Origin of the sequence: Leifsonia sp. McL0607 (assembly GCF_049993355.1) — a bacterium.
Lineage (GTDB): Bacteria > Actinomycetota > Actinomycetes > Actinomycetales > Microbacteriaceae > Leifsonia.
In genome coordinates this window covers 2,886,870-2,908,342 of the sequence record NZ_CP188253.1, presented here as the reverse complement: position 1 = coordinate 2,908,342, position 21,473 = coordinate 2,886,870, and the positions used below count along the sequence as shown (strand labels likewise).

Genomic DNA, 21,473 nt, shown 5'->3' with positions numbered 1-21,473 from the left:
CGGAGCGGGTGGCTCGGCGATGAGACGCGCACGAAGCGGTCGATTCTGCGCGTTCTCGCCCGATTCTGCGCGTTCTCGCCCGATTCGGGCGCATTGGGCGCCTTCTCGCCGGAGTCGCGCGCGGCGACTCGGGGCGAGGTCAGGCGCGCAGGTCGCGCTGGTCGAGCGTCTCTCGAAGCACGACTGAACGGCGACGGGCGACGACGACCCGTCACGCGCGTGACCCGTCGGCGCCCGGAGAGTCGAGCAGCCGCTGCAGGGACCGCCGGGTGCGGTCGTCGTCCGAGGCTGCGATGGCGCGGCGCAGCTCCGCGGCCGCCTCCGCATTCGCACCGGCGATCCGCAGCAGCTCCGCACGGGCGGCGTGCGCGCGTGCAGCCAGCGGACCGTCGAACAGTGCGGAGTCGGCGTCGAGCCCGGCCAGAGCGACCTCCGGACCGGCGTCGGGGCTGTGTCCCAGCGCGACCAGCCGACCGAGTCGGGCAACGGCGCTCGGCCACGCCCGCACCAGCCCGTCGTACAGACGGACGATCGCCGGCCAGTCGGTGGCCTCCCACGACGACGCGATCGCGTGCAGCCCCGCGATGCCCGCCTGCAGCGCGTAGCGGCCGTCGCCGCCTTCGCCCGCGCCGGTCAGCGCCTCCGTAGCGAGACGCTCGCCCTCGGCGATGAGCGCGACGTCCCAGCGGGAGCGGTCGGCCTCCCGGAGCGTCGCGAACTCGTCGTCGGGCGTCAACCGGGTGGCCTGACGGGCCTCGGTGAGCAGAAGGAGGGCCAGCAGCCCGGCGCTCTCCGGCTCGCGGGTCAGCCGATGCGCGTCGCGGGCGAGAGCGATGGCGTCGCCGCACAGCGAGTCGTTCGCGGCCGCATGGCCCGCCGTGTAGAGCAGGTAGATGGTCGTGAGCGCGTCCGGCATCCGCGCCGGGACCATCGCCGGGTTCTCCAGTGAGAAGCGGATGCCGGAGTCGTGGATGCGCTTCTTTGCGCGCGTGAGGCGGGCGGCCATCGTGGGCTCGGAGACCAGGAAGGCCTCGGCGATCCGGGCTGTCGGAACGCCGCAGACGTGCCGCAGCGCGAGGGCGACCCGCGCCTCCTGCGTGAGGTCGGGATGCGCGACCAGCAGGATCAGCTCGAGGCGCTCGTCTCCGGTGAACACCGACGCACCTTCCTCCACGGCGTCGTCGACGGCCGCCCGCTCGGCGAGGGCGACCTGCGCGGCGAGCATCGGGGCGACCCGCGACGACGTGCGGTCGCGCCGAACCGCATCGACGGCGACGCGGCGTGCCACTGTCGTGATCCAGGCGGCCGGGTTGGCCGGCTCGCGCCCGCCCGCAGCCTCCGCGAGCGCGCGGGCGAACGCCTCCTGCACCGCGTCCTCGGCGAGCAGGAGGTCGCCCGTCGTGCGCGCGACCGCCCCGAGGATCAGGGCGGCGTCCTCGCGGTATGCGCGTTCGATCCGGTCGGCCGCCGTCATCCCGCCCTAGCTGTAGTTCCCCGTGAGGTTGTGAACGCGGGCTGAGGGGACGAGGTCGAGCACCAGCACCGGGTACAGTTCGACCCAGCCTCCGGTCGGCACCAGCGCGGCCAGCTCCCTGGCCTCCTCGGGGCTCGACGCGGTGAAGCTGTAGAAGCCGGTGACGACTTCGCGGGTCTCGCTGAACGGCCCGTCGGTGATCAGCGGGTCGCCGTCGGCGCGCGGGGTGATCTTCGTGGCCTTGGCGATCGGCTGGAGGGCGCTCGTGGCGACGACGCGCTCGCCGGCCGCGGCGACAGCCTCTTGGAAGGCCTGGTGGCCGGACATGGCCTCCCGCCACTCGTCGGGCGTCATGGAGTCCGGATCCCAGTCGGGCTCGTGGATGAGCAGGACGTATTCGTCGGACATGGTGGTCTCCTCACTTCGATGGGAAGTCGATCCGGTAGGACATCGACACCCCTACGACGCAAGTCAACCGCCGGAATCGACAGCGCGCGACAGAAACATCTCGAGGGGCACGGAGGCGGGACTCAGGCCTCGGTGATGTCGATCTCCTGCAGGAGGTCGGCGTCGATGGCGACGCGCACCTTGTCGAGCAAGCCCTCGGGCACGCGCGAGTCGACGGTCAGGACGCTGAGCGCCTTGCCGCCGGCGGACGTCCGGGCGATCTGCATGCCCGCGATGTTGATCTTGGCCTCGCCGAACTCGTGGCCGTAGATCGCGACGATGCCGGGGCGGTCGTCGTAGACCATGACGATCAGGTGCTCGGCGACCGGCACCTCCACGTCGTAGCCGTTGATCTCGACGACCTTCTCGATCTGCTTGGTGCCGGTGAGCGTGCCCGACACCGATACCTGCGAGCCGTCGCTCAGAGCGCCGCGCAGCGTGATCAGGTTGCGGTACTCCTCGCTCACCGAGTCGGTGATGAGCCGCACCTCGATGCCGCGCTGCTCGGCGAGGAGCGGCGCGTTCACGTACGAGACGGTCTCGCTCACGATGTTGGTGAAGATGCCCTTGAGCGCCGCCAGCTTGAGAACGCTCACGTCGTAGTCGACGAGCTCGCCGCGCACCTCGACGTCGACGCTGGTGAGCGGGCTGTGCGCCAGGCCCGAGAACACCTGGCCGAGCTTCTCGACGAGCGGGATGCCGGGACGGACGTACGGATCGATGACGCCGCCTGCGACGTTGACGGCGTCGGGGACGAGCTCGCCCGAGAGCGCCAGGCGCACCGACCGGGCGACCGAGACACCGGCCTTCTCCTGGGCCTCGTCGGTCGACGCGCCGAGGTGCGGCGTGACCACGACGTTCTCCAGCCCGAGCAGCGGGGAGTCGGTCGGAGGCTCGGACACGAACACGTCGAGCCCCGCACCGGCGATGCTGTGGGTGCTGAGCGCCCGGTAGAGCGCATCCTCGTCGATCAGGCCGCCGCGGGCGACGTTGACGATGAAGGCCGTCGGCTTCATCTGCGCGAGCTGGTCGTCGGAGATCATCCCCGTCGTCTCGGGCGTCTTCGGCATGTGGATGGTGAGGAAGTCGGCGTCGGTGAGCAGCTCGTCGAGGCTCACCAGCTGCACGCCGAGCTGCTGTGCGCGGGCACTCGTGACGTAGGGGTCGTACGCGATCACCTTGGTTCCGAACGCCTGCAGTCGCGCCGTGATGAGAGCGCCGATGCGGCCGAGGCCGATGATGCCGACGGTCTTCTCGTACAGCTCGACCCCGGTGTACTTCGAGCGCTTCCACTGCCCCTGCGCGAGTGCGTTGTGGGCCGCGGGGATGTGGCGGGCGAGGCTCAGGATGTGGCCGACCGTGAGTTCGGCGGCCGAGATGATGTTGGAGGTCGGCGCGTTGACGACCATGACGCCGGCGTTCGTGGCGCTCTTGATGTCCACGTTGTCGAGCCCGACACCGGCACGCGCGATCACCCGCAGTTTCGCCGCAGCCGCGATGACCTCGGCATCGACCTTGGTCGCGGAGCGCACGAGGATGGCGTCCGCGTCGGCGACGGCGGAGAGCAGGGCCGACCGGTCGGTGCCGTCGACGTCGCGGATGTCGAAGTCCGGCCCGAGGGCGTCGACAGTAGCGGGCGAAAGTTCTTCGGCGATCAGCACGACCGGCTTTGTCACGTGGCAGTTCCTTACAGGGAGGCTGGCTTGGGAGAAGGCGCGCAGCAGTCGGCGGTGCGCGGGTTGCTTAACTCTAGCGGGAGGGCACGGGCCGCTTTCGCCGCGTACGCGATACTCAACTCATCGATATATGGTTCCCATCATGCGTATCACCCCGCTCAGGCAGCCGAGCTTCTACATCCTCGCTGCGCTGGCCCGCGATCGACTGCACGGCTACGCGATCATCAAGGACGCTGAGGCAGCGACGGAGGGGCGCGTCACGATCCAGGTCGGCACGCTGTACGCCGCCCTCGACCGCCTGGCGTCCGAAGGACTCGTTCGCGCGGACGGCGACGACGTCGTCGACGGGAGGCCGCGTCGCTACTTCGCCCTGACGGACGCAGGCCGGATCGCCCTCCGGGCGGAGGCCGAGAGGATGGCGGCGGGTGTCGCGCTCGTCCGCCGGCGACTCGACGGAGTCATCGCGTGAGCGCCCTCGAGCGACGCTATCGTCGAGTCCTGCGCGCGTATCCCTCCGGATGGCGATCCGTCAATGCGGAGGCCGTGCTCGGAACACTGCTCGAACGGGCGGAGGACGAGGGTCGCACGCGGCCCCGGGCCGGCGAGGTCGCCGATCTGCTGCTCAACGGCTGGCGGGCACGGATCCGCGCGATCGCCACGAGCGTCCCCGTCGAAGCCCGGGTCGCCGCCGGTTCGGCCGCGCTCGGGATCGCCGCCGCCTTCTCGGTGTTCGCGATCGTGACGGGCGAGCTCGGGCAGCTGACCAAGGTCCCGCCGGGCCCGTGGCCGGTCGGACCGCTCCGGACACCGGCCGCGGTCGTCTTCATGTTCTGGGTCTGCGCGTTCCTCCTGGAACTGCTCCGGCTGCGCACTGCCGCACGCTGGACGCTGTCGGCCGCGATCGCGACCGGAATCGTGGTCGTGCCGATCTTCGGAGCCGCCTTCTCGTGGCGCATCGACGGCATGGAGGACGCGATCTCCGTACTCCCGAGCTGGACGACGTTCGTCTTCCTGACGCTGCTCGGAGCCGCGGCCGCCATGCGCGGGAGCGGCAGGCCCCGGCGCGATCGCGGTGCGCACGGGCCGTTCTCGCGGCGCGCGGGCCTGCTCGGCGCACTCGTCGCGACCGTCGCGATCGGTTTCGTGGCGATCAGCGTGCGGGCGACCACCACGCTGACCGGCTTCGACGAGGCCACCCTGTGGCGCGACGACCTCGCCCTCGCCGTCATCCTCGCTGGACACTCGGAGCCGCAGGCTACCTGATCGCGACCGGCCGGGCTGGAGCCGGTTGGGCCGTGGCCCTGGCCGCTATGCCTCTGCTGGTCACCCTGCTGTGCGCGGTGTGGGTGTCGCACGGCCTGACGCTCTCGTTCGGCGGCCTCATCACCTGGGCCGTGACCGCGGGGGTCGTCGCTGCGGCCGGATGGGGCGCGGTCACCGCGTGGCGGCGACCGCCTCGCGCACTGTGACCGGGTCGGTGATGTCGTAGCGGGCGTCGCCGCCGCCCGGGCCGCTCGGCGCGCCGGAGACGGTGTGGCGAGCCGAGAGGTGCACGGCGTCGACTCCCGCGGCGGTCAGTGCGGGGATGTCCTGTACGTGCACTCCCCCGCCCGCCATCACCTGGAGGCGGCCCTCCACCTGCTGGGCCAGCGTGCGCAGCCGGTCGACACCGTCGATGCTGCGCTCTGCACCTCCGGAGGTCAGCACGCGAGCGACTCCGAGCGCGATGAGTGCCTCGGCCGCCGCGGCGGTGTCGGCGAGGGTGTCGAAGGCGCGATGGAAGGTGACGTCCAGGTCGCCTGCCGCCTCCACGAAGCGCTCGACCGCGTCCCGGTCGATGCGACCGGCCTCATCGAGAGCCCCGACGACGACGCCGCCCGCCCCGGCCCGCCGGGCGAAGCGGATGTCCGCGAGGGTCGTCTCGAGCTCGTCCGTGTCGTAGACGAAACCTCCACCGCGGGGGCGGACCAGGACGTGGACGAATCCGGTCCGTCCAGCCCCTGCCGCCTCCGCGATGGCTGCCTCGACCAGGCCGGCGGACGGCGTGAGGCCGCCGAGACCCAGCGCGACGCACAGCTCCACCCGGTCAGCGCCCTCCGCGAGTGCGACGCGCGCACCGACGACGTCCTGGACGGCGATCTCGACGGCGGCGCTGTGGAGGGGCATGCTGTCACGATAGCGGCATTCCCGGACGCGGGCGGCTGGCGTAGCGTCGGCGGTGAGGGACCACACCCGGTGAGGCCCGCGGAAGGAGGCCATCATGCAGGCGACGATCGGAGACCGGATCTGCATCCGGGGCGCCACGGTGGAGTCTGTCGACCGCCACGGCGAGGTGGTGGAGGTGCGCGGCACGGACGGCGCCCCGCCCTATCTCGTTCGGTTCGACGACGGCCACGAGACGCTCGTCTACCCCGGCACCGACACGGTCATCGAGCACAGTGCGGCGTGAACGACGGAGGGACCGCACCCGTTCGGTGCGGCCCCTCTCAGGATGCCGTGATGCGCATCTGACGGATCAGCGCGCGACCTCGCCGTCGACGTAGTCGTCATCGTCCGACGCGTTCCAGGCGAAGAGCTTGCGCAGCTCGCGGCCGGTGGCCTCGATGGGGTGCTGCTCGCCCTTGGCGCGGAGCGCCAGGAACTCGGGAGCGCCCGCGTCCTGGTCTGCGATGAAGCGCTTGGCGAACGTGCCGTCCTGGATGTCGGAGAGAACGGCCTTCATGTTCTCCTTGACGTGCGGGTCGATCACGCGCGGGCCGGACACGTAGTCGCCGTACTCGGCCGTGTCGGAGACGCTCCAGCGCTGCTTGGCGATGCCGCCCTCCCACATGAGGTCGACGATGAGCTTGAGCTCGTGGAGCACCTCGAAGTAGGCGACCTGCGGTTGGTAGCCGGCCTCGGTGAGGGTCTCGAAGCCGTACTGGACGAGCTGCGAGACGCCACCGCAGAGCACGGCCTGCTCGCCGAAGAGGTCGGTCTCGGTCTCCTCGGTGAACGTGGTCTTGATGCCGCCGGCGCGCAGTCCGCCGATGCCCTTGGCATAGCTGAGGACGAGCGGCCAGGCATTGCCCGTCGCGTCCTTCTCGACCGCCACGATCACGGGGACGCCGCGGCCGGCCTCGTACTCACGGCGTACCGTGTGGCCAGGGCCCTTGGGGGCGACCATGATGACGTCGACGCCCTCGGGGGCCTCGATGTAGCCGAAGCGGATGTTGAAGCCGTGGCCGAACACGAGCGCGTTGCCCTCTTCGAGGTTTGCCTGGATGTCGTCGGCGTAGAGGTTGCGCTGCACCTGGTCGGGCGCGAGGATGACGACCACGTCGGCCCACTTGGCCGCCTCGGCGGCGGAGAGGACGCGGAAGCCGGCCTCCTCGGCCTTGGGCTTGGACTTGGAGCCTTCCTTGAGGCCGACGACGACCTCGACGCCCGAGTCGCGGAGGTTCTGCGCGTGCGCGTGGCCTTGCGAGCCGTAGCCGATGACCGCGACCTTCTTGCCCTGGATGATCGAGAGGTCCGCGTCGTTGTCGTAGTAGATCTCAGCCACTTTGTGGGTTCTCCTTCTTGATGTGGTTCTGATGCCCGAGGGCGGGTTCAGTTCTTGAAGACTCGCTCGGTGATGGACTTGCCGCCGCGCCCGATCGCGAGGAGGCCCGACTGGGCCATCTCTTTGATCCCGTACGGCTCCAGCACCTTGAGGAGCGCCTGGGTCTTGCCGCTGTCGCCGGTGACCTCGATGACGAGGGCGTCGGTGGCCACGTCGACGACGCGGGCGCGGAAGAGGTTGACCGCCTCGAGCACCTGGGAGCGCGTCGAGTTATCGACGCGGACCTTGATGAGGAGGTGCTCGCGCTGCACCGACTGCGTCGGCTCGAGCTCGACGATCTTGATGACGTTGATCAGCTTGTTGAGCTGCTTGGTGACCTGCTCGAGCGGCAGCTCCTCCACGTCGACGACCACGGTGATGCGCGAGAGACCTTCGACCTCGCTGGTGCCCACCGCGAGCGAGTTGATGTTGAACCCGCGGCGCGCGAACAGGCCTGCGACCCGGGTCAGCAGACCGGGCTTGTCCTCGACGAGGAGGCTCAGAACGTGGCTGCTCATAGATTCACTCCTCTCCGAAGGCGGGGCTGTGGTCGCGGGCGTACTGCACGTAGCTGTTGCTGACGCCCTGCGGGACCATCGGCCACACCATGGCGTCGGCGCTGACGACGAAGTCGATCACGACCGGACGGTCGTTCGTCTCCAGCGCGAGCGTGATCGCGGCGTCGACCTCTTCTTCTTTCGTGACGCGGATGCCGAGTGCGCCGTACGCCTCGGCGAGCTTCACGAAGTCGGGCACCCGCACGGTGTCGTGGCCCGTGTTGAGGTCAGTGTTGGAATAGCGGCCGTCGTAGAACAGCGTCTGCCACTGCCGCACCATCCCGAGCGACGAGTTGTTGATGATCGCCACCTTGATCGGGATGTCGTTGATCGTGCAGGTGGCCAGCTCCTGATTCGTCATCTGGAAGCAACCGTCGCCGTCGATCGCCCACACGACCCGGTCGGGCTGGGCTACCTTGGCGCCCATCGCCGCGGGAACCGAGTAGCCCATCGTGCCAGCGCCGCCCGAGTTGAGCCAGGAGTTGGGGCGCTCGTACTTGATGAACTGCGCGGCCCACATCTGGTGCTGTCCGACGCCGGCGGTGTAGATGCCCTCCGGTCCGGTGAGCTCGCCGATGCGCTGGATGATGTGCTGCGGAGCGAGCAGGCCGTCGGTGGTCGAGGTGTACCCGAGCGGGAACTCTTCGCGGAGCCCGTTGAGGTAGGTCCACCATTCGACCAGACCGGCCTCTGCACCGCGGGTGGCCTCTTGGAAGGCCGCAGTCAGATCGACGATGACGTCTTTGGCATCGCCGACGATGGGAACATCGGCGGTGCGGATCTTCGAGATCTCGGCAGGGTCGACGTCGACGTGCACGATCTTCGCATTGGGCGCGAAGAGGGAGGTGTTGCCGGTGACCCGGTCGTCGAAGCGCGCTCCGAGCGACACGATGAGGTCGGCTTCTTGAAGGGCGAGCACCGCGGGGACCGTGCCGTGCATGCCGGGCATGCCGAGGTGCTGCTGGTGCGTGTCGGGAAACGCCCCGCGCGCCATCAGCGTGGTCACGACCGGCGCCCCGGTGGTCTCGGCCAGCTCGAGCAGCTCCTGCGAGGCCTGCGACCGGATCACACCGCCGCCGACATACAGGACCGGTTTCTTGGACTCCGCCAGGAGCTGCGCGGCGGCGAGGATCTGCTTGCCGTGCGCTTTGGTGATCGGCCGGTACCCCGGGAGGTCGATCTTGGGCGGCCACACGAACGGCACCGCGTTCTGCTGCGCGTCCTTGGTGATGTCGACGAGGACGGGCCCCGGGCGCCCGGTGCCGGCGATGTGATACGCCGCGGCGATGGTCGCGGGGATGTCCTCGGCCTTCTTGACCAGGAACGAGTGCTTCGTGATCGGCATCGTGATGCCGACGATGTCGGCCTCCTGGAACGCGTCTGTCCCCATCAGGGTGGAGAAGACCTGGCCCGTGATGAAGACCACGGGCACGGAGTCCATGTGCGCGTCCATGATCGCGGTGACGAGGTTCGTCGCGCCGGGGCCGGAGGTCGCCATCGCGACGCCGACCTTGTTGGAGGCCGACGCGTAGCCTTCGGCCGCGTGGCCGCCGCCCTGCTCGTGCCGGACGAGGATGTGACGGATCGTGGACGAGTCCATGATCGCGTCGTAGATGGGGAGGATCGCACCACCCGGCAGCCCGAAGACGTCGGTGACGCCGAGGAGCTCGAGGGTGCGGACGACCGACTTGGAGCCGGTCAGGATTTCGGGCGACGCTTTTCCGGGCGTCGCGGACGGCAACACTGTGCTGGGGGTTGCATCCGGCGTCATGCCTTATCGATCCCTTACGTGCGAGTGGTTGATGGAGCTGGGTCGAGGCGAAGGACTACCCCGTGACCGCGCCCTCCGCGGCGGAGCGCACGAGCTTGGAGTACTTCGCTAGAACGCCACGGGTATAGCGCGGAGGAAGAGGCGCCCAGCCTTCTCGGCGGGCGGTCAGCTCTGACTCGTCGACCAGTAGGTCGAGGGAGCGAGCCGCGATATCGACCCGTATCAGATCACCATCGCGCACGAATGCGATGGGACCTGCGTCCACCGCTTCGGGTGCTATGTGGCCGATGCACAGGCCGGTTGTGCCGCCTGAGAATCGTCCGTCGGTCAATAGTAGTACATCCTTGCCGAGCCCCGCGCCCTTGATGGCCGCGGTGATCGCAAGCATCTCACGCATGCCCGGGCCGCCCTTCGGGCCCTCGTAGCGGATGATGACGACGTCTCCCGCGGTGATGCGCCCCTCGGTCAGCGCGTCCATCGCCGCACGTTCGCGCTCGAAGACCCGGGCAGGACCCTCGAAGACGTCGGCGTCGAAACCGGCCGTCTTGACGACGGCGCCCTCCGGAGCCAGCGAGCCCTTGAGGATGGTCAGGCCGCCCGTGGGGTGGATGGGGTTGTCGAGTGAGCGCATGACGGTGCCGTCGGGCGCGGGCGGCTTGATCTCCGCGAGGTTCTCGGCGACCGTCTTGCCGGTGACCGTGAGGCAGTCGCCGTGCAGCAGGCCGGCGTCGAGCAGGGCCTTCATGACGACGGGGACACCGCCGTGGCGGTCGACGTCGTTCATGACGTACGTGCCGAACGGCTTGAGGTCGCCGATGTGCGGGACCTTCGAGCCGATGCGGTTGAAGTCGTCGATCGTGAGGTCGACGTCGGCCTCGTGCGCGATCGCGAGCAGGTGCAGCACCACGTTGGTGGAACCTCCGAACGCCATCGCGACCGCGATCGCGTTCTCGAACGCCTTCTTGGTGAGGATGTCGCGGGCGGTGATGCCCTGCCTGAGCAGGTTGACGACGGCCTCGCCGGAGCGGTGGGCGAAGTAGTCGCGACGCCGATCGGCCGAGGGCGGCGCCGCGGAGCCTGGAAGGCTCATGCCGAGGGCCTCGGCGACGCTGGCCATCGTGTTGGCGGTGTACATGCCGCCGCACGCGCCCTCGCCAGGAGCGATGGCGCACTCGATGCGCTTGAGGTCCACCTCGCTCATCTTGCCTGCCTTGCACGCGCCGACGGCCTCGAACGAGTCGATGATCGTGACGTCTTTCTCGGTGCCGTCGCTGAGCTTGACCCAGCCGGGGGCGATCGAACCCGCATAGAGGAAGACGGCCGCGAGGTCGAGCCGGGCCGCCGCCATGAGCATGCCGGGCAGCGACTTGTCGCAGCCGGCGAGCAGCACCGTTCCGTCGAGGCGCTCAGCCATCATCACCGTCTCGACCGAGTCGGCGATGACCTCGCGCGAGACGAGCGAGAAGTGCATGCCCTCGTGGCCCATGGAGATGCCGTCGGAGACCGAGATGGTGCCGAACTGCAGCGGATAGCCTCCGCCGGAGTGCACGCCCTCCTTCGCGCCCTGCGCCAGCCGGTCGAGCGAGAGGTTGCAGGGCGTGATCTCGTTCCACGAGCTCGCAATGCCGATCTGGGGCTTCTCCCAGTCGGCGTCGCCCATTCCCACGGCTCGCAGCATTCCGCGGCTGGTGGTGGCTTCGATCCCGTCCGTGACGACGCGCGAACGCGGCTTCCAATCGATCTCTGGCATGTGACAACTCTAGGACCGTTTGGATGTCCGCTCGTCCCCTGTGTCCGGGGCCGTGGAGAACCGACGCCGCCGTCAGGCTGTGGAGGACGACCGCGTCGCACCGCGCGCGTCGGCCAGCAGGGTCAGCAGGGTCGCGATCGCGCGCTCGTCGGCGACGCGGAACTGCGCCGCCGTCTCGCCCTCCCCCACCTTGACCCCGAGGTCGCCTGTGTCGGTGCGCAGCACGGCGAAGCCGTCCTCGTCGGTGACGTCGTCGCCCGCGAACAGCACGGCGGTCGCCCGCGTGTACTCCCGCAGCCGCTGGATGCCGTCGCCCTTGTTCGCACCGCGCACGGAGAACTCGATGATGTCTTTGCCGTCGCGGATCGTCAGGGCGTCGCCGACACCGGCCGCAGCCTGGTGGGCGCGCGCGACGACGTCGGCTCCGCCGTCCCCGTCCAGAAGCCGGTAGTGCACGCCGAAGCCGACCGGCTTCACTTCGAGCCGCGTGCCGGGGACGCTCTCGACGAGGGCGCCGAGCACACGCCCGAGCTGCTCGAGGGTCGCGCGTTCGTCGTCCGTCAGATCGAGGGATACGCCATCGCGGCCGAACCGGATCTCGACGCCGTGCGACCCGATGAGCAGCGCGTCCGCATCGGCCTCCGTCACGGTCTCGAGGCTCGAGAGCGGTCGGCCCGACACATAGGCCACCCAGGTGTCCGGGAGCGCCTCGAGCCGGTCGAGCGCGGCCTTGGCCTGCGGCAGCGCACGCGCCGACTTCGGGACGTCGACGAAGGGGGCGAGCGTGCCGTCGAAGTCGAGGGCGAGAAGGAGGCGCTCCGTTCGTGCGAGCTCCGCCACGGCGGTCGCGAGGGCGACGGCGGCCGACGGGGGCACGGCGTGCGAGGGGGTGGTGTCAGTCATGCGTTCTGGGGTCAGCGCCGGTTGACCAGCGGGTCCTGCAGGGGGTGGTCCCCGTGCGCGCTGCGGGTGAGCGCGTCGAGGAAGCCCGCCGACCAGCGGGCGACGTCGTTGGTCAGCACTTTCTTGCGAAGCGCTCGCATGCGCCGCACTCGATCGCGCTTCGGCATCGCGACGGCCTGGAGGATTGCGCCCTTCAGGCCCTCGATGTCGTGCGGGTTGATGAGAAGAGCCTGCCGCAGTTCATCGGAGGCGCCGGCGAACTCGCTCAGCACGAGGACGCCGTCCTCGTCGACGCGCGTGGCGACGTACTCTTTGGCGACGAGGTTCATGCCGTCGCGCAACGCCGTCACGAGCATCACGTCGGCCGCCAGGTACAGCGCGACCATCTCCTCCCGCGGATAGCCGTGATGGAGGTACGCCACGGCGCTGTGGCCGAGGGTCGCGTAATCTCCGTTGATGCGGCCGACGGTGAGCTCGATCTCGTCGCGCAGCTGACGGTACGTCTCGACGCGCTCCCGGCTCGGGCTGGCGACCTGCACCAGCGTGACCTTCTCGACGTCGAGCTCCTCGTCGCGGATCAGCTCTCCGTAGGCTTTGAGCCGGTGCCCGATGCCCTTGGTGTAGTCGAGACGGTCGACGCCCAGCATGACCGTCTCGGGGTTGCCGAGCTCCTCGCGGATCTCTTTGGCGCGCGCCTGGATGTCCGGGCGGCGAGCGAGCGACTGGTACTGCTCGGCGTCGATCGAGATCGGGAAGGCGCGCGCGAGCACCGTGCGCACGAGGCCGCCGTGCCGGTTGGTGGTCACGTGGCGGTGCGAGCCGGCCTCCGGGTCGTCGCTGTCGATCGGCACCTCGATGATCGACCCGCGCGTCTCGTACCCCTTCAGCCTGCGCACCGCACGCGAGAAGTTGCCCGCGTCGGCCACGCGCTGGAAGCCGATGACATCGGCGCCCAGAAGGCCGTCGATGATCTGACGCCGCCACGGCAGCTGCGAGTAGATGCCGTACGGCGGGAACGGGATGTGGTTGAAGAACCCGATGACGAGGTCGGGGCGGATCTGCCGCAGCATGGCGGGGACCAGCTGCAATTGGTAGTCGTGCACCCAGACGACCGCGCCGTGCGCCGCTGCCCCCGCTGCGGCCTCGGCGAACCGGCGGTTGACCCGCACGTAGCTCTCCCACCACTCGCGGTGATAGCTCGGCTGGGCGATGACGTCGTGGTAGAGCGGCCAGAGCGTGGCGTTCGAGAAGCCCTCGTAGTACTCCCGCAGCTCCTGCTCGCTCAGCGCGACGGGGAGGACGTTGATGCCGTCGGCCACGAAAGGCTCGACATCCTCGTCGGCGACACCGGCCCAGCCGACCCAGACGCCGTCCTCCGCCCGCATCACCGGCTGCAGCGCGGTCACGAGGCCGCCGGGCGAGGGTCGCCAGCTGGCCCGTCCACTCTCGTCGAGAACGCGGTCGACCGGGAGCCGATTGGACACGATCACCAGTTCGTACGTTTCGGTTCCTGCTGTTTCGGACGTCGTGCTGATGGTCGGTCAACTCCCCCATGGAGATCGGATGCTCGTATCCGCCACAGTACCAGCGCGTCTGGGAACGGCAGGGGCGTGCGTTACCCTCCGCGACACGGCTCGCGCGCCGAGACGACGCAATCGGTGCGGGCGCTCCGAGCGGGACACCACGACCGCGCCCGCTACTGCGCCCGGCCGAGCAGCCGCACCAGCGCGCTCGAGTACTGTCCGTAGCCCACTGCAGTCGGGTGGAAGGCGTCGATCCCGCCGACGTTGAGCCACGGCGACTTCGAACCGATGGCGTGGTGCGCGAAGTCGACTCCGACGTAGGTGATCGGCACACCGGAGGAGCGCTGGCTGGACACCACGTCCTGGATGGTCTGGTTCAGGCCGAGAGTCGCCGCGTTGATCGCGGTCGCCGTGCCGAAATCCGGCGACTTCGGGTTCGAGTTGTCGAAGATGAGGGCGTAGCCCGTGACGACGATGCGCGCGTTCGGCGCGGCGTCGTGGATCGAGCCGTACACGGCGGCCAGGCGCTGCGGGAGGACGTTGAGCAGCGATAGTGCCGACGACACCCCGTCGCGGCACGCTACCGCCTTGCCAGCAGAGCACTCGGCCGCGATGGCGGCGACGCCGAGGTCGTTGCCGCCGACGCTCACTGTCACGAGGTCGACGCGGTCGTCGAGTGCGATCAGCTGGTGTTTGAGTAGATCGGAGGTCGTCGCTCCCGCGCACGCCGCATTCACGACCAGGTCGATCCCGGAGGCCCGCGTGAAGTCGCTCGGGTAGCTGTTGGGGCTGAGCCGGCACTTGCCCGTCTCGTCTCCCCCGCCCATCCCCGCCGCGAACGAGTCGCCCAGGGCGACGTAGCGGGTGCGGGGGGTCAGTGGCTTGCGCGGGAACGGATCCGCTGTCGCCGTGGCGGTGGGCGCCGGCTGCGGCGTCGCGTCGTGAGTGGTCCCGGTCGCGCCGGGCGACGCGCAGGCGGCCACGGCGACGAGCACGGCCGCTGCGAGCGCGGCCGTGAGAGCGGAGGAGAGCACTCTGCGTCGCATCGAGCACACGTTACCCGCTGCTCCTCGCCGTTGGATCCGAGACCGCCGTGTGGGGGCTGCCGACCTGTCGCCGATCACACCCGTTCGGTGAGCGCGAGGAGGATGGCGGGGACCGACTCCGAGAGCCGTTCCGCGAACGTGCGCTCGTCTCCGGAGAGGAGGGCGCGCGCCTCGCCGTTGGCGCAGAGCTCCGCGATGACGCGCACCGCCTCCTCCGGGTCGATCGTGAAGCGGCGTCGCGCGCTCTCGAGAGCCGCGACGACGGTCTCGGTGAGCGCTTGGAAGAAGCTGTCCTGGTAGCGCAGGAAGTCGGCGGAGATCGCCGGGTCGCGCAGCGCCAGCAACAGGAACTCGGACTGCACGAGCCACCACCGCCGGTCGTCGGACTGCAGCTCGAGGATGCGAGTGACGGTGCGGATGACATCGGCGTCGTCGAGCTCCACGCCGTCTGTGCCGACGAGCGGCCGCAGGAACTGCTCGACGCCGGCGTCGAGCTGCTCGAGCCGCATGACTTTCTCGCGTTCCATCAGGGCGAAGAACAGCTCCTCCTTGCTGGAGAAGTTCGAATAGAACGCGCCGCGCGTGAAGCCCGCCGCCTCCGCGATCGTCTCGACGCTCGCGGCCTTCACACCCTGCTCGGCGAAGACGTCGAAGGCCGCGTCGAGGAGGCGCGTGCGGGTGCGCTGTCGGCGTGCGGACTCGACGGGGATGTCGTCTCTGAGAGCCGTGCTTTCCAAGCTGAAACCTTCCTGGATCGAGTTCCCGATACACGAGTGTATCCGATACAGTCGGGCGTCGGATACGAAGGTGTATCGAAACCCTTTCGACGGCGCCGTGATCCGGTTCCGTCGGTCCCTACTGCTGGAGAACGCGTGTCCTCGCTCCTGTATTCGATCGGCCGCTGGGCCTTCCGTGCCCGCAAGCTCGTGCTGTCGCTCTGGCTGTTGCTCCTCGTCCTCCTGGCCGGCGGCGCCATCGCCTTCAACCAGGGCACCGACAACACCTTCAGCATCCCCGGCACCGAGTCGCAGGAGGCGCTCGACACGCTGAGCAGGACCTTCCCGCAAGTCAGCGGCACCAGCGCGCAGATCGTCGTCGTCGCGCCAGGCGGCGAGACCGTCGATCAGTCGGCGATCCAGAAGCCCGTCGAGCAGACCGTCGCCGCCCTCGCGAAGACCGACGGCGTCGCCGGCACGACCTCCCCGTACAGCGCGACCGTCAAGAACCTGATCTCGGACGACCGGACAGCGGCCATCATCGCCGTGCAGCTGCACGGCCAGCAGACCACGGTGCCCGCCGCGACCAAGACGGCGATCTCGGACGCCGGTGCGAGCCTCCGGAAAGAGCTGCCCTCCGGATCTCAGGTCGCGGTCGGCGGTCAGCTGTTCTCGCAGAGCCTGCCGACGATCTCGCCGACCGAGGGCATCGGCCTCGTCATCGCGGTCGTCGTACTGATCATCACCTTCGGGTCCATCCTCGCGGCCGGGATGCCGCTGGCGACGGCCCTGCTCGGCGTGGGCCTCTCGATGGCGCTCATCTTCATCGCGACGCTCTTCGGACCGATCTCGTCCACCACGCCGCTTTTGGCTCTGATGCTGGGGCTCGCGGTCGGGATCGACTACTCGCTCTTCATCATCTCGCGGCATCAGAGCCAGCTGAAGGCGGGGGTCGATCCGGAGGAGTCCGCCGCGCGGGCGGTCGCGACCGCGGGCTCTGCCGTGCTTTTCGCGGGAATCACCGTGATCATCGCGCTGGCCGGCCTGGCCGTCGCGGGGATCCCCTTCCTGACGACCATGGGACTGGCCGCGTCCGTCGCCGTGGGCATCGCCGTTCTCGTGGCGCTCACGCTCACTCCGGCGTTCCTCGGCTTCGCCGGCGCCCGAATCACGCCAGGGCGCCGGGCCGCTAAGCGGGAGTCGCGGAAGGGGAAGGGCGGGGCACAGGCAGCGGCCCAGGAGGCCGGGGCGCAGGAGCCGGCCACCCGCGCCAACCCGTCGCTCGCGCACGCGGCGAAGGCCGAGATCCCGAAGGGTCCGTTCCGCACCTGGGTGCGCGCCGTCACGCGATTCCCGATCGTCACCGTGGTCGCGGTCGTGCTCGCGCTGGGCGTCGCGGCCCTCCCCGCCCTCCAGCTTCGGCTCGCGCTCCCCGACGCCGGCTCGCACCCCAAGAACGATCCCGCACGCATCGCGTACGACCTGGTCTCCGAGCATTTCGGGCCGGGCTACAATGGCCCGCTGATCGTCACTGGCTCGATCATCTCCAGCACCGATCCGCTCGGGCTCATGAAGAAGCTCGGGGCCGAGATCGCCGACCTCCCCGGCGTCGCGGCCGTACCGCTCTCGACCCCGAACCAGAGCGCCGACACCGGGATCGTGCAGGTCATCCCGACGACGGCGCCACACGATCCGCAGACCGCCCAGCTCGTCTCCGAGCTGCGGGCCAAACACCAGCACTTCGTCGACGAGTACGGCGTCGACCTCAAGGTCACCGGCACGACGGCGGCGCAGATCGACGTGTCCTCACGGCTCGCCGGCGCATTGCTGCCGTTCGGCATCCTGGTCGTCGGGCTCTCGCTCGTGCTGCTGACGATGGTGTTCCGGTCGATCGCCGTGCCCATCAAGGCCGCGCTCGGCTACCTGCTCTCGGTCGGCGTGGCCTTCGGCGCCGTCACCGCGGTGTTCGGGTGGGGGTGGTTCGCGGACGCCGTGCACCTCGACAAGACCGGACCGGTCATCAGTTTCATGCCGATCATCCTGATGGGCGTGCTGTTCGGGCTCGCGATGGACTACGAGGTCTTCCTGGTCAGCCGGATCCGCGAGGACTACGTGCACGGCGGCGACGCACGCCGAGCCGTGCAGAGCGGGTTCGTCGGCTCCGCCAAGGTCGTCACCGCTGCTGCCATCATCATGATCTCGGTTTTCGCGGCGTTCGTGCCGGAGGGCGACGCCTCCATCAAGCCGATCGCGCTCGGCCTCGCCGTCGGCGTCTTCGTGGACGCGTTCATCGTGCGGATGACGCTGGTGCCCGCCGTGCTGCAACTGCTCGGCGACAGAGCCTGGTGGATACCGCCCTGGCTCGACCGCATCCTCCCGTCGTTCGACGTGGAGGGCGACGGGCTGCAGAAGGAACTGGAGCTGGCCGACTGGCCGGAGCCAGGCCTTCGGTTCGTCGCGGCGGCCGACGGGCTCTCCGTGAGCGCGCGCCGCACGCCGATCCTCTGCGACGTGTCCTTCCGCCTGGGCGACGGCGAGGCCCTCGTCGTTCACGGCCCGGACCGCACCGCTGCCCTCGCCCTGCTGATGGCCGTGACCGGACGCACCAAAGTGGCAGGCGGCACGGTGAAGGTCGCTGGCTTCGTCCTGCCGACGCGCGGCTCGGCCGTGCGGTCGCGGACCTCCGTCGTCCGGCTCGATCGCTCGGAGACGCCGGTCGAGGACGTTCGCCGTGCGCTCGCGAGCAGCCCGGTGGTCCTCGGCCTCGATGCCGTGGACAGCCTCACCGATCCCGTCGAGCGGCGCCGCGTGCGCGTCGAGCTCAGCCGCGCCTTCGCGGACGCCCGTGCGGCCGAGCGCCCGTTCGCTCTGATCGTGAGCTGTGTGGATCCGTCGGGGCTGGACGACCTGCTGCCCGAGAGCGCCGAGCCCACGGCCGTTCAGCTCGCAGTCGATGCCGACGGGGCTGCCCACGGCACGACGCCCCTACCCGAACGCCCTGCGGACCAGGCGGAAGACACCCGTCCGAACGACCACACCGACCACCCCGCCGCCCACCTCGAGAAGGCGAACGCCCGATGACCAGCCCTGCTCCCCTGAGCCCTTCGTCACTGCGCCGTCCGGCACTGCGCCGTCCGCGCTCACTGTTCTCCCTGGAGCGCATGCGTTCCGACAAGCGGGTGACCTGGCTGACCATCGTCGGACTCGTGCTCGTGCCCCTCGTGATCGGCGGCCTGCTCGTCTGGGCCCTGTGGAACCCGACCGAGCGCCTCGGCGAGGTGAAGGCCGCGGTCGTGAACCTCGACAAGCCGGTCACCGTCAACGGCCAGGTGGTCCCACTCGGACGCCAGCTGGCCGCCGGCCTGCTCGGCGCGAAGAACGACAACTTCGCCTGGGTGCTCACCGACCAGAAGGACGCCGACGCCGGAGTCGCCGACGGCGGCTACGTGGCCGTCGTCACCATCCCGAAGGACTTCTCGAAGGCGGCGACGTCGACCGCGAGCACCGACGGCGCTGCGACCCAGGCCACCGTCGACGTCCGGACCAGCCGAAAGTCGAAGCTCGTCGACCCCGCGATCAGCCAAGTCGTCACCACGACAGCCACCGGGGTCCTCAACAAGCAGCTCACGACGACCTACCTCGAGAACGTCTACGTCGGCTTCAACACGCTGCACGACCAGCTCGCGAAGGCGGCGAGCGCAGCGGGCTCGCTTTCCAGCGGGGTGACGCAGCTCGCGTCGGGCACACACCAGCTCGCCGACGGGGCGAATCAGCTGACATCGGGCGCGACGTCGCTGTCGAACGGGCTCGGCCAGCTGTCGGACGGCGCCTCCGGGCTGTCCAGTGGGCTCGGCGCACTGTCGAGCGGCATGAATAGCTTCGCCGGTGGGATGAGCCAGCTGCAGCAGCAGACGTCGTCGCTCCCCTCCGGGACGCAGCAGCTCGCCACGGGTGCGGCCGGTGTCTCGTCGGGAGTGTCGCTCGCGGCGAACTCGGCGAAGACCGCGCTCGCCACGTGCGTCCACGATCACGGCCTCGCCGATCCGACCTGCCAGGCCATCGCGCAGACCTACGGCATCATGACGACTGCCCAGGGAGGCCGGCCGAGCCTCGTCGACGGGGCGGCGCAGCTCGCCACCGGCACGAAGGACCTCGCCGGCAACGCCTCTGCACTCGCGGCAGGAATCGCGCAGTCGGCCTCGGCAGCGCAACAGCTCGCCGGCGGCACCGCGCAGTCGGCCTCCGGCGCCCAGCAGCTCGCCTCGGGCGTGCAGCAGTCGGCCGACGGCGCGTCCCAGTACGCGGCCGGCGTGCAACAGTTCGCGGCCGGCATCCCGGTCCTCGCGACCGGCGCAGACCAGGCCGCAGCGGGCACGGCCGCCCTCGCCTCCGGCCTGGACTCTGCGGTATCGCGGCTGCCCAGCTACGACGCGGGCCAGCGCACCAATCTGGCGTCGGTCGCCTCGCAGCCGGTCGGCCAGACGCAGTCGGGCACCACGGCGTTCGGCGCCTCCAGCGTCCCGCTGTTCGCGTCGGTCGCCCTCTGGCTCGGCGCACTCGCCACCTTCCTGGTGCTGCAGGCGCTCTCGCGCCGCGCGCTTCTGACCTCCCGAGCCGCCGGCCTAATCGCCGCCGACGGCCTCGCACCTGCGGCCGCGATCGGGGTCGTGCAGGGCCTGCTGGTGGCCGGGATCATGCAGCCGGCCATGCACCTGAGCGTCGGCGCGTGGTTCGGATTCGCTTCGGTCTCCGTCACTGCGGCGGTGTGCTTCGCCGCCGTCAACCACGGGCTCGTCGCACTGCTGGGAGGCGTCGGCCGCTTCCTCGCCATGCTCGTGGTCGTGGTGACGCTCGCCTCCGGGATCGTGTCGACGGCACCAGGATTCTTCGACAGCGTGATGGCCTGGCTGCCCACCTCGCCGGCGATCACCGCGCTCCAGGGCGTCGTCGACGGCTCGACGGGCGTCTGGCGCGGCCTGGGCGGCCTCCTAATCTGGGCGGCGTTCGGCTTCGCCCTCGCCCTCGCCGCCGTCGCCAGGCGCCGCATCGTCACCGCCTCCCAGCTCCTCCCTGCCGAATAGGCGATCGGCTGCATCGAGTTGGCAGGACACGCCGTCTCAACGCGTGTCGAGACGGCGTGTCCTGCCAACTCGCGGGTCAGGCGGTCGACGCCTCGGGCAGCGTACGCTGACTCACGAACGAAAGGACGCCGATGCGCAAGTTCATCTTCAACGGCGCGATCATCAGCGCGATCATCGGGCTGTGGACGACGATTCAGTCGACCAAACACAACCCGCGGGACTGGAGGGTGCCCCTGATGTGGATTACAGCCGCTCTGAGCGTCGTGATCGCCGTCGGGACCGTGCTGCAGGAGTCCCGGGAGGCCGCCGAGCGCGAAATCGGGCGCTGACCACGCGATTTCCGCGGTCCGCACGGCGTGTCCGCGCGTTTTGAGGTCATCCCGCCCCGAAACTTGGTCTCGACGGAGAACCTGGAAGGGGTTGGGCCATGTTTGGTCGTAGGCGGCACGCCGCCGAGGTACAGGCGGCGCCGGTTCCTCAGCTCACGGATGCACAGATCCTCGAAGTGGTTCACGCCAAGGTCGCCGAGCTCATCGGCGAACGCGGCGAGTGGACGGTGTCCCGCCGTTCGTCCGACGACACCGACTCCATCTTCCACTCCGTCCTCTCGCAGTCCGTCTCCGTCGGCATCACCGCCGCTCTGGTCGAGGCGCGCCGTCGTCTGGAGGCCGGAGAAGCCGAGATCGTCACGGCCGCCGAGCCGCAGCACCGCGCCGTGGCCGAGCCCGCTGTCACCGTCGAGGCCGAGTTCCGCGACGACGAGCAGGGCGAGCCCACCGCGTTCGGCTGGGAGCCCGCACCCATCACCGTCTGGACCGACCTCCGTCGCCCCGTCACCGGCGAGATCCCCGCGATCGCACAGCGCCCCGCGGCCTGATTCGGCCGCGAAGCTGCGCGAAATAGGCCCGCATCGCGCGAGACGGCGCAGAGTCAGCCGCCTCGCGCG

At 69.8% G+C, this 21,473-nt stretch carries 20 protein-coding genes; 8 read left to right on the top strand and 12 right to left on the bottom strand.

Annotated elements, in window-relative coordinates; genetic code table 11:
• Nucleotides 1–211: 211 nt before the first annotated feature.
• From ACPPVW_RS14065 to serA, 3 genes are all read right to left on the bottom strand, one after another.
• Nucleotides 212–1,474 (bottom strand): RNA polymerase sigma factor, encoded by a 1,263-nt coding sequence (locus tag ACPPVW_RS14065; RefSeq protein ID WP_426623727.1) that lies wholly within the window; start codon nt 1,472–1,474, stop codon nt 212–214.
• A gap of 6 nt (nt 1,475–1,480) precedes the next feature.
• Complete coding sequence (locus tag ACPPVW_RS14060) at nt 1,481–1,882, bottom strand: YciI family protein (protein ID WP_426623726.1); 402 nt, start codon at nt 1,880–1,882, stop codon at nt 1,481–1,483.
• Nucleotides 1,883–2,004: 122 nt separating this feature from the next.
• The gene (serA, locus tag ACPPVW_RS14055) at nt 2,005–3,597 is read right to left on the bottom strand and encodes a phosphoglycerate dehydrogenase (RefSeq protein WP_426623725.1); all 1,593 of its coding nucleotides are present in this window, start codon (nt 3,595–3,597) and stop codon (nt 2,005–2,007) included.
• A gap of 142 nt (nt 3,598–3,739) precedes the next feature.
• Between serA and ACPPVW_RS14050 the strand changes: the two genes are divergently transcribed.
• From ACPPVW_RS14050 to ACPPVW_RS14040, 3 genes are read left to right on the top strand one after another with little or no spacing between them, the layout of a single operon-like run.
• Nucleotides 3,740–4,066 (top strand): PadR family transcriptional regulator, encoded by a 327-nt coding sequence (locus ACPPVW_RS14050; RefSeq protein ID WP_426623724.1) that lies wholly within the window; start codon nt 3,740–3,742, stop codon nt 4,064–4,066.
• Nucleotides 4,063–4,860, top strand: a complete 798-nt coding sequence (locus ACPPVW_RS14045) for a hypothetical protein (RefSeq protein ID WP_426623723.1) — start codon at nt 4,063–4,065, stop codon at nt 4,858–4,860. The genes ACPPVW_RS14050 and ACPPVW_RS14045 overlap by 4 nt, the downstream gene beginning before the upstream one ends.
• A 32-nt stretch (nt 4,861–4,892) precedes the next feature.
• Entirely contained in the window at nt 4,893–5,066 is a 174-nt protein-coding gene (locus ACPPVW_RS14040; RefSeq protein ID WP_426623722.1) for a hypothetical protein, read from the top strand.
• On the opposite strand, the gene ACPPVW_RS14035 is transcribed toward ACPPVW_RS14040, so the two are convergent.
• On the bottom strand, nt 5,032–5,763 hold the full coding sequence (locus ACPPVW_RS14035; protein ID WP_426623721.1) for a copper homeostasis protein CutC: 732 nt from the start codon (nt 5,761–5,763) through the stop codon (nt 5,032–5,034). The genes ACPPVW_RS14040 and ACPPVW_RS14035 overlap by 35 nt on opposite strands.
• 94 nt (nt 5,764–5,857) lie before the next feature.
• Here ACPPVW_RS14035 and ACPPVW_RS14030 point away from each other — a divergent pair, with 94 nt between their 5' ends.
• Nucleotides 5,858–6,046 carry a DUF1918 domain-containing protein gene (locus tag ACPPVW_RS14030; protein ID WP_426623720.1) on the top strand — a complete coding sequence of 63 codons (189 nt, stop codon included), beginning with the start codon at nt 5,858–5,860 and terminating at the stop codon, nt 6,044–6,046.
• Nucleotides 6,047–6,112: 66 nt separating this feature from the next.
• Here the strand turns inward: ACPPVW_RS14030 and ilvC are convergent, their stop codons facing one another.
• From ilvC to ACPPVW_RS13990, 8 genes are all read right to left on the bottom strand, one after another.
• Nucleotides 6,113–7,141, bottom strand: a complete 1,029-nt coding sequence (gene ilvC / locus ACPPVW_RS14025; RefSeq protein ID WP_426623719.1) for a ketol-acid reductoisomerase — start codon at nt 7,139–7,141, stop codon at nt 6,113–6,115.
• 47 nt (nt 7,142–7,188) lie between these two features.
• Nucleotides 7,189–7,698: an acetolactate synthase small subunit gene (ilvN, locus tag ACPPVW_RS14020; RefSeq protein ID WP_426623718.1), complete on the bottom strand. Its 510-nt coding sequence runs from the start codon at nt 7,696–7,698 to the stop codon at nt 7,189–7,191.
• Nucleotides 7,699–7,702: 4 nt separating this feature from the next.
• Nucleotides 7,703–9,508 carry an acetolactate synthase large subunit gene (locus ACPPVW_RS14015; protein ID WP_426623717.1) on the bottom strand — a complete coding sequence of 602 codons (1,806 nt, stop codon included), beginning with the start codon at nt 9,506–9,508 and terminating at the stop codon, nt 7,703–7,705.
• 55 nt (nt 9,509–9,563) lie between these two features.
• Nucleotides 9,564–11,258, bottom strand: coding sequence for a dihydroxy-acid dehydratase (gene ilvD, locus ACPPVW_RS14010; protein ID WP_426623716.1), 1,695 nt, complete (start codon nt 11,256–11,258; stop codon nt 9,564–9,566).
• A gap of 72 nt (nt 11,259–11,330) precedes the next feature.
• Nucleotides 11,331–12,161 carry a trehalose-phosphatase gene (gene otsB, locus ACPPVW_RS14005; protein WP_426623715.1) on the bottom strand — a complete coding sequence of 277 codons (831 nt, stop codon included), beginning with the start codon at nt 12,159–12,161 and terminating at the stop codon, nt 11,331–11,333.
• An 11-nt stretch (nt 12,162–12,172) separates the two neighbouring features.
• The gene (gene otsA, locus ACPPVW_RS14000) at nt 12,173–13,645 is read right to left on the bottom strand and encodes an alpha,alpha-trehalose-phosphate synthase (UDP-forming) (RefSeq protein WP_426623714.1); all 1,473 of its coding nucleotides are present in this window, start codon (nt 13,643–13,645) and stop codon (nt 12,173–12,175) included.
• Nucleotides 13,646–13,857: 212 nt separating this feature from the next.
• The gene (locus ACPPVW_RS13995; protein ID WP_426623713.1) at nt 13,858–14,730 is read right to left on the bottom strand and encodes an SGNH/GDSL hydrolase family protein; all 873 of its coding nucleotides are present in this window, start codon (nt 14,728–14,730) and stop codon (nt 13,858–13,860) included.
• A gap of 74 nt (nt 14,731–14,804) precedes the next feature.
• Nucleotides 14,805–15,467 carry a TetR/AcrR family transcriptional regulator gene (locus ACPPVW_RS13990; RefSeq protein WP_426623712.1) on the bottom strand — a complete coding sequence of 221 codons (663 nt, stop codon included), beginning with the start codon at nt 15,465–15,467 and terminating at the stop codon, nt 14,805–14,807.
• 135 nt (nt 15,468–15,602) lie between these two features.
• Here ACPPVW_RS13990 and ACPPVW_RS13985 point away from each other — a divergent pair, with 135 nt between their 5' ends.
• The 4 genes from ACPPVW_RS13985 (at nt 15,603) to ACPPVW_RS13970 (ending at nt 21,404) form a co-directional block, all read left to right on the top strand.
• A complete protein-coding gene (locus tag ACPPVW_RS13985; protein ID WP_426623711.1) occupies nt 15,603–18,527 on the top strand; it encodes an MMPL family transporter in 2,925 nt (974 codons plus the stop codon).
• Nucleotides 18,524–20,527 (top strand): YhgE/Pip family protein, encoded by a 2,004-nt coding sequence (locus ACPPVW_RS13980; protein WP_426623710.1) that lies wholly within the window; start codon nt 18,524–18,526, stop codon nt 20,525–20,527. The genes ACPPVW_RS13985 and ACPPVW_RS13980 overlap by 4 nt, the downstream gene beginning before the upstream one ends.
• Nucleotides 20,528–20,658: 131 nt before the next feature.
• Nucleotides 20,659–20,856 carry a hypothetical protein gene (locus tag ACPPVW_RS13975; RefSeq protein ID WP_426623709.1) on the top strand — a complete coding sequence of 66 codons (198 nt, stop codon included), beginning with the start codon at nt 20,659–20,661 and terminating at the stop codon, nt 20,854–20,856.
• 98 nt (nt 20,857–20,954) lie between these two features.
• Nucleotides 20,955–21,404, top strand: a complete 450-nt coding sequence (locus tag ACPPVW_RS13970) for a hypothetical protein (protein WP_426623708.1) — start codon at nt 20,955–20,957, stop codon at nt 21,402–21,404.
• Nucleotides 21,405–21,473 lie beyond the last annotated feature (69 nt).

Coding starts and splice junctions, on each gene's coding strand:
- ACPPVW_RS14065 (WP_426623727.1), bottom strand. CDS start 1,474: ATGACGGCGGCCGACCGGATCGAACGCGCATACCGCGAGGACGCCGCC.
- ACPPVW_RS14060 (WP_426623726.1), bottom strand. CDS start 1,882: ATGTCCGACGAATACGTCCTGCTCATCCACGAGCCCGACTGGGATCCG.
- ACPPVW_RS14050 (WP_426623724.1), top strand. CDS start 3,740: ATGCGTATCACCCCGCTCAGGCAGCCGAGCTTCTACATCCTCGCTGCG.
- ACPPVW_RS14035 (WP_426623721.1), bottom strand. CDS start 5,763: ATGCCCCTCCACAGCGCCGCCGTCGAGATCGCCGTCCAGGACGTCGTC.
- ACPPVW_RS14030 (WP_426623720.1), top strand. CDS start 5,858: ATGCAGGCGACGATCGGAGACCGGATCTGCATCCGGGGCGCCACGGTG.
- ilvN (WP_426623718.1), bottom strand. CDS start 7,698: ATGAGCAGCCACGTTCTGAGCCTCCTCGTCGAGGACAAGCCCGGTCTG.
- ACPPVW_RS14015 (WP_426623717.1), bottom strand. CDS start 9,508: ATGACGCCGGATGCAACCCCCAGCACAGTGTTGCCGTCCGCGACGCCC.
- ilvD (WP_426623716.1), bottom strand. CDS start 11,258: ATGCCAGAGATCGATTGGAAGCCGCGTTCGCGCGTCGTCACGGACGGG.
- otsB (WP_426623715.1), bottom strand. CDS start 12,161: ATGACTGACACCACCCCCTCGCACGCCGTGCCCCCGTCGGCCGCCGTC.
- ACPPVW_RS13995 (WP_426623713.1), bottom strand. CDS start 14,730: ATGCGACGCAGAGTGCTCTCCTCCGCTCTCACGGCCGCGCTCGCAGCG.
- ACPPVW_RS13980 (WP_426623710.1), top strand. CDS start 18,524: ATGACCAGCCCTGCTCCCCTGAGCCCTTCGTCACTGCGCCGTCCGGCA.
- ACPPVW_RS13975 (WP_426623709.1), top strand. CDS start 20,659: ATGCGCAAGTTCATCTTCAACGGCGCGATCATCAGCGCGATCATCGGG.
- ACPPVW_RS13970 (WP_426623708.1), top strand. CDS start 20,955: ATGTTTGGTCGTAGGCGGCACGCCGCCGAGGTACAGGCGGCGCCGGTT.